The following is a 5072-nucleotide window of genomic DNA, read 5'->3' as shown; positions in this document are numbered from 1 at the left end:
GAGCTTCTCGATGGACGACTTCGGCACCGGGCATTCGTCGCTGTCCTACCTCACGCGGCTGCCGCTGGACCAGCTCAAGATCGACCAGTCCTTTGTGCGCAATATCGGCCTGCAGGTGACCGATTCCATGATCATCCAGACCATCATCGGCATGGGCAACAACCTGGGGATCGAGGTGCTGGCAGAGGGCGTAGAAACCGAGGAGCAGCGCGCTTTTCTGGCGGAGCACGGCTGCAAGCTGTGCCAGGGCTACCTGTTTGGCCGGCCGATGCCGGCACAGGCCTTTAACGCCATGCTGCGCGAAGAAGTGCCGGCCTAGGCGCCGCCCTGACGCCGTCACTGAAGTGTCGGGATTTATTGGCGCGCGGTGCGCGTGTTGCCGGGCAGGGCCTGCGGATGGCTGGTACGAAACGGGTTGATGTCCAGCCCGCCGCGTCGGGTGTAGCGGGCATACACCGTGAGCTTGGTGGGCTTGCAGCGGGTCCAGATGTCCATGAAGATGCGCTCCACGCACTGCTCGTGAAACTCATTGTGGTTGCGGTAGCTCACCAGATACTGCAGCAGCCCTTCCTGCAGAATGGGCAGGCCGCTGTAGCTGATTTGCACGCTGCCCCAATCGGGCTGGCCGGTGACCAGGCAGTTACTCTTGAGCAGGTTGCTGACCAGCACCTCGCTTACCGGGCCATCTTCTGGCGCAGTGCGCAGCAGCTCGGGCGCAGGTTGGTAATGGGTGCATTCCACATCCAGCCGGTCTAGGCTCAGGCCGTCGAGCTCAAACACCGGCTCGCGGTCAAACTGCTCAGGCCCCATCAGCCGCACCCCCACCGACTGCGCCGGCCCGCCACGCCAGACCCCCTCGGCAATGTCGGCACGCAGCCGCTGCAGCACCGCAGCCGCATCGGCAAAGCGGGTGTTATTGAAGCTGTTGAGGTAGAGCTTGAAGGACTTGCTCTCAATGATGTTGGGCGTTTCGGCCGGAATGGTGAAATGCGCCAGCGCCACCTGCGGCTTGCCCCGCAGGTTAAGCCAGCTCAACTCAAACGCCGTCCAGATATCGGCCCCAAAAAAAGGCGCTCCCGCCGCAATACCAATTTCCGCCCGCTTGGCCGCGCGCGGTATAGGAAACAGGAGCGAGGCATCGTACTGATCGACGTACGCCGACGATTTGCCGAGTTGGGAGTGTTCGGGGGTGTTCATGGTCTGCTTCTCAGGTGTGCAGGTGAGGGCTACGGTGTTATTGCGGCCCTTGCGGCAAGCGCACCATACGCCCATCACGAATGACGATGAGATGCGTGCCGGTTTGCCGCGCGATGCGGCGGGCGCTTTGGGCTGCACGCAGCATAGCCGCCTGCACACCCGGCATTTCCAACACTGGAGCCATGGCCGTAGTGCTGTAAACCGCCTGAGGTTCGTTTACTTGATGAGAATCTTTCATGGCTTGGCACCCCCTGCAATAAGTTGTGGCGCATCACCCGCGTTGTCATACACAGCCCATTGGTCCACCAAGGGCTGGTACACCGTCTGCAGCATGATCAGCCCGGCCTGAAATCGACGCCGGATGATGTCCTCCGGGATATGGTGCCCGCCTTGCCTGACTCGCTCGGCCACACGCTGCACAGCCAAGTCAGGTTGGGTAAGGCGCAAGAAAATCAGTTCCACCCGGTACCCCAGAGTGCGCCACACGGGAATCTGCCTAGCGTACCCACGTCCCGCCAAGGTGGTCTCAAAGGCAAAGCTTTGCCGCTTTTCCACTAGGATGGCTATAGATTCAAGCATTAAACGGGCCGCGCGAACCGCCGCCAGCTCGGGCGCAAAGGGTGATAGGCCCGCAGCAATTAAATCCGCGTTCACAAACACTGGACAAGCTGCCTCGTTGGGCAAAAATTCACGCGCAAAGGTTGTCTTTCCGGCGCCGTTGGGGCCGGCAATGATGATGATTCTGGGCTGATGCAACAGATTGCTCATCTTTTCATAGCTGTTCGCGCAATATCCACGGGCTCTCAGGCGGTTTTTCGTCTAAAAACCAGGCGCTCGGGCGAGGAGGCTTCGGGGGCGTAGGCGTAGCCTTCAGCATCAAAGGCCCGCAGTTGCTCGGGCGTTCGCAGGCGGTGGGTGATTGCGTAGCGGGCCATCAGGCCGCGGGCTTTCTTGGCGAAGAAGCTGATGATTTTGTAGTTCCCATCCTTCAATTCCTGAAACACGCACTCCACCACCCGACCCTTGAGGACTTTGAGGTCCACCGACTTGAAATATTCGTTGGACGCGAGGTTGACCACCACCGGCGTGGTGTCGGCCTGCAGGCGGGTGTTCAGGTAATCCGAGAGCTGGCTGCCCCAGAACTGGTAGAGGTTGCTGCCATGCGGGCCGGCAAGCGACGTGCCCATCTCCAGCCGGTAGGGCTGCATCAAATCCAGGGGCCGCAACACGCCGTATAGGCCGCTGAGGATGCACAGGTGGTCTTGCGCCCAGGCCAAGTCGTCCGGCGAGAGTGTCTTGGCGTCCAGCCCGTCGTACACATCGCCATTGAAGGCCAGCACCGACTGGCGGGCGTTTTTCTTGGTAGCCTTGACCGACCAAGCGGCATATCGGGCCACGTTCAGCGCCGAGAGTTTGTCGCTCAGGTCCATGAGGCCCGCAATATCCTGCGGGGAATAGTCGCGCAGCAAGGCAATCAGCGCCTTGGATTGCTTCACAAACAGGGGAGCGGTGTGCGGCTGACCGCTTAAGGGGCTGTCGTAGTCCAGCGATTTGGCGGGGGAGAGCAGTAACAGCATGGCAGATGGGATGGGTTGGTGTCGGTCAGTTTATCGCGAAGGGTCTGGCGGCGTGGCACCCATGCACAATGGCAGTTATGTTGATTCGGGGCGAAATGGCCCCAGATACAGGACACCTGTTTACCCAAAAGAGGAACCCCATGAGCAACGCCAACAGCACCCCCGATAACACCCCCCCCGGAACCGGCTCCGAGCTGACCCACTTTGACAACAAGGGCGACGCTCACATGGTCAACATCGCCGGCAAGGCCATGACCCACCGCAAGGCCGTGGCCGGCGGGCGCATCGAAATGCAGCAACACACGCTGGACCTGATTCAAAGCGCGCAGGCTGCCAAGGGCGACGTGCTGGGCGTGGCCCGCGTGGCAGGCATCATGGCCGCCAAAAAAACCAGCGAGCTGATTCCCCTGTGCCACCCCATCATGCTGACCCGCGTGGCCATTGAATTTGAGGTGGTGAAAGCCACCACCACCACCCTGCCCGCCATCCAGTGCCTGGCGATTGCCGAGACCACCGGCGGAACCGGCGTAGAAATGGAAGCCCTGACCGCCGTCAATGTCACCCTGCTCACCATCTACGACATGTGCAAAGCGGTAGACCGCGGCATGACGATGACGGATGTACGTTTGCTCGAGAAGCATGGGGGCAAGAGCGGGAGCTATGTGGCGGAGTTAACGGGCGGGCAGCGTGCTTGAAGATATTCGCTGGAAACAGCGTTTCCAAAACTTCAAGAGCGCATTGCAAACCTTGGCGGAGGCCGAGCAATTGGCAGCGCAACGCCCACTGAGCAAGCTCGAAATGCAAGGCCTGATTCAAGGTTTTGAATTCACCCACGAACTCGCGTGGAACCTGCTCAAAGATTTCTTGGAGCACAAGGGCTACACCGGTCTGATTGGCTCGCGGGACGCAACCCGCACCGCCTTCAGTAACGCGCTGATTGCTGATGGCGAAGTGTGGATGGACATGATCAAAGACCGCAATCAAACATCCCACACCTACAACTTAGCGGTTGCAGAACGCATCGGGCACGACATACTGACCCGGTTTTACCCTGCCTTTGTCGCACTGGCTGCAACCTTTTCTGCGCTTGAGTAGACCACCCAATGAACGAGGCTGCGCACTTCGGGCTAAGCGACACAACCCTCGCGAAAATCCGCGAGGTGCTGGCACAACATCCGTCAGTGGCATCGGCCGTCATCTATGGCTCACGCGCCAAAGGAAGCTACAAGTCCGGCTCTGATATCGACCTCACGCTGCACGGTGCCGGCCTTAGCGCTACAGAGCTGATGACGATTGCCGAAGAGTTCGAAGAGTTGTTGTTGCCTTACGCGATCGACCTGTCACTCTTTGAGCAGATCGACAACGCCTCTTTGCGCTCACATGTTGAGCGCGTGGGGCAGCTGCTGTACAGCCGCTAGGCATCGCTTTGGGGTTCAGATCGAGGTGAAGTCCGTACTTTTGACCCGCCGGTAAAATCGCCGCTCGCTCTTAAGAGAACCCCATGTCTGACAACGCACCCCTCTCCGCACCATCCCCCGCACCCACCGCCACGGCTCCCGATCAACCGGGATTGCAGTCCCTCTCCAAGTCGTTTGAACCCGCAGCGCTCGAGGCGCATTGGGGCCCCGAGTGGGAAAAGCGGGGCTACGGGGTGGCCGGCTACCGCGGCACCAGCGCGGCCGATGCGGCAGCCGCCGCCAAGGGCAAGAACTTCTCCATCCAGCTGCCGCCGCCCAATGTGACCGGCACGCTGCACATGGGCCACGCCTTCAACCAGACCATCATGGACAGCCTGACCCGCTACCACCGCATGGCGGGCTTCAACACCGCGTGGATTCCGGGCACCGACCACGCCGGAATAGCCACACAAATTGTGGTGGAGCGCCAGCTTCAAGAGCAAAACATCAGCCGCCACGACCTGGGGCGCGAGGCCTTCACCCAGAAGGTTTGGGAGTGGAAAGAAAAGTCCGGCAACACCATCACCACCCAAATGCGCCGCATGGGCGACAGCGTGGACTGGAGCCGCGAGTACTTCACCATGGACCCGAAGCTGTCCAAAACGGTGACCGAAACCTTTGTGCAGTTGTATGAACAAGGTCTGATTTACCGCGGCAAGCGCCTGGTGAACTGGGACCCGGTGCTGATGAGCGCCGTGAGCGATCTGGAGGTGGAGAGCGAAGAGGAAGAAGGCTCGCTCTGGCACATCCGCTACCCGCTGGTGGACGCAGACGGCGCGCTTAAAGCCATAGGCTTGGAGTCCATCACCGTGGCCACCACCCGGCCTGAGACCATGCTGGG

The 5072-nt window shown here is 60.5% G+C and carries 9 protein-coding genes; 5 read left to right on the top strand and 4 right to left on the bottom strand.

All coding sequences use genetic code 11. From position 1 onward, the window contains the following. Positions 1-319 (top strand): EAL domain-containing protein (locus Q0O05_RS11230; RefSeq protein WP_293663084.1); only part of this gene is annotated, 319 nt, incomplete at its 5' end. Positions 320-354: 35 nt separating this feature from the next. Here Q0O05_RS11230 and queF read toward each other — a convergent pair. Genes queF through yaaA form a run of 4 tightly spaced genes read right to left on the bottom strand, consistent with a single transcriptional unit; the run spans position 355 to position 2774 of the window. After that, positions 355-1197, bottom strand: a complete 843-nt coding sequence (queF, locus tag Q0O05_RS11225; RefSeq protein WP_293663082.1) for an NADPH-dependent 7-cyano-7-deazaguanine reductase QueF — start codon at positions 1195-1197, stop codon at positions 355-357. A gap of 37 nt (positions 1198-1234) precedes the next feature. Further along, a complete protein-coding gene (locus tag Q0O05_RS11220; protein WP_293663080.1) occupies positions 1235-1435 on the bottom strand; it encodes a hypothetical protein in 201 nt (66 codons plus the stop codon). Further along, positions 1432-1965: a zeta toxin family protein gene (locus tag Q0O05_RS11215; RefSeq protein WP_293663078.1), complete on the bottom strand. Its 534-nt coding sequence runs from the start codon at positions 1963-1965 to the stop codon at positions 1432-1434. The genes Q0O05_RS11220 and Q0O05_RS11215 overlap by 4 nt, the downstream gene beginning before the upstream one ends. Positions 1966-2000: 35 nt before the next feature. After that, a complete protein-coding gene (gene yaaA, locus Q0O05_RS11210; RefSeq protein ID WP_293663076.1) occupies positions 2001-2774 on the bottom strand; it encodes a peroxide stress protein YaaA in 774 nt (257 codons plus the stop codon). A 140-nt stretch (positions 2775-2914) separates the two neighbouring features. Here yaaA and moaC point away from each other — a divergent pair, with 140 nt between their 5' ends. The 4 genes from moaC to Q0O05_RS11190 all read left to right on the top strand — a co-directional run. Beyond that, positions 2915-3469 carry a cyclic pyranopterin monophosphate synthase MoaC gene (gene moaC, locus Q0O05_RS11205; RefSeq protein ID WP_293663074.1) on the top strand — a complete coding sequence of 185 codons (555 nt, stop codon included), beginning with the start codon at positions 2915-2917 and terminating at the stop codon, positions 3467-3469. After that, positions 3462-3869 (top strand): nucleotidyltransferase substrate binding protein, encoded by a 408-nt coding sequence (locus Q0O05_RS11200; RefSeq protein ID WP_293663073.1) that lies wholly within the window; start codon positions 3462-3464, stop codon positions 3867-3869. Before moaC ends, Q0O05_RS11200 begins: the two co-directional genes overlap by 8 nt. 8 nt (positions 3870-3877) lie before the next feature. Then, the gene (locus Q0O05_RS11195) at positions 3878-4192 is read left to right on the top strand and encodes a nucleotidyltransferase domain-containing protein (RefSeq protein WP_293663072.1); all 315 of its coding nucleotides are present in this window, start codon (positions 3878-3880) and stop codon (positions 4190-4192) included. A gap of 83 nt (positions 4193-4275) precedes the next feature. After that, a partial coding sequence (locus Q0O05_RS11190) for a class I tRNA ligase family protein (RefSeq protein WP_293663071.1) occupies positions 4276-5072 on the top strand: 797 nt, incomplete at its 3' end.

The organism is Rhodoferax sp. OV413, assembly GCF_945881795.1.
GTDB lineage: Bacteria > Pseudomonadota > Gammaproteobacteria > Burkholderiales > Burkholderiaceae_C > Allorhodoferax.
Note: the sequence above shows the minus strand (reverse complement) of the source record. Positions and strands in the feature narration are given on the sequence as shown.

What these genes read in the sequence shown, in the direction of transcription:
- moaC (WP_293663074.1), top strand. Translation starts at nt 2,915, where the DNA reads ATGAGCAACGCCAACAGCACCCCCGATAACACCCCCCCCGGAACCGGC.
- Q0O05_RS11215 (WP_293663078.1), bottom strand. Translation starts at nt 1,965, where the DNA reads ATGAGCAATCTGTTGCATCAGCCCAGAATCATCATCATTGCCGGCCCC.
- queF (WP_293663082.1), bottom strand. Translation starts at nt 1,197, where the DNA reads ATGAACACCCCCGAACACTCCCAACTCGGCAAATCGTCGGCGTACGTC.
- yaaA (WP_293663076.1), bottom strand. Translation starts at nt 2,774, where the DNA reads ATGCTGTTACTGCTCTCCCCCGCCAAATCGCTGGACTACGACAGCCCC.
- Q0O05_RS11220 (WP_293663080.1), bottom strand. Translation starts at nt 1,435, where the DNA reads ATGAAAGATTCTCATCAAGTAAACGAACCTCAGGCGGTTTACAGCACT.
- Q0O05_RS11195 (WP_293663072.1), top strand. Translation starts at nt 3,878, where the DNA reads ATGAACGAGGCTGCGCACTTCGGGCTAAGCGACACAACCCTCGCGAAA.